Source organism: Marinifilum breve, from assembly GCF_003202155.1.
Taxonomy (GTDB): Bacteria; Bacteroidota; Bacteroidia; order Bacteroidales; family Marinifilaceae; genus Marinifilum; species Marinifilum breve.
In genome coordinates this window covers 1-588 of sequence record NZ_QFLI01000088.1, presented here as the reverse complement: position 1 = coordinate 588, position 588 = coordinate 1, and the positions used below count along the sequence as shown (strand labels likewise).

Annotated in this window: 2 protein-coding genes; both read right to left on the bottom strand. The window is 45.9% G+C overall.

The window, feature by feature from the left end; translation table 11 throughout:
* On the bottom strand, positions 1-394 hold a 394-nt coding region (locus tag DF185_RS23085; RefSeq protein ID WP_438830238.1), incomplete at its 3' end, for a metallophosphoesterase.
* Positions 300-506: a phage NinH family protein gene (locus tag DF185_RS23080; protein WP_002901791.1), complete on the bottom strand. Its 207-nt coding sequence runs from the start codon at positions 504-506 to the stop codon at positions 300-302. The genes DF185_RS23080 and DF185_RS23085, both read right to left, overlap by 95 nt.
* Positions 507-588 lie beyond the last annotated feature (82 nt).

Here is a 588-nt window from a genome sequence, read left to right as displayed (position 1 = left end):
TGTCGTAATCGAGATTAAAGAACCAGCCACCGCCATTAAGCAGCCAGTGATTAACGTTTCCACGCTCTGATAAGCCATCAATCATCATTTGCTCATGGTTTCCACGTACAGCTCTGAACCAGGGGAATGTGATTAATTCCAGGCATTCAACGTTCTCTGCACCACGATCAACCAAATCGCCCACCGAGATAAGCAGGTCTTTTTTGTTGTCGAATCCAATCGTATCCAGTTTGTTCATCAGGTTCGTGTAGCATCCGTGCAGATCGCCAACTACCCAAATATTTCGGTATTTGCTGCCATCAATTTTTTCGTAATAGCGCATCTCTTTCACTCCATCCGCGATGAACCATGAGAACGTCGTTGACGATGGCGTGCATTTTCCCGTCTTTATCATCAACGTATTTTCTGACCGTACCGCGACTACATTTCAGTCTGCGTGCTACTTCTGTCTGATTTCCGTATGTTTCAACGAGCATGTCTGGAATGGTTTTTACTGAGAACGTCATGCGGCCTCACTTCTGCTATTTCGCAGGTCTTTGAGTTTCTGTTGGTACTCTGCCTTGATCGCCTTGCACTCTTCGATAGTCC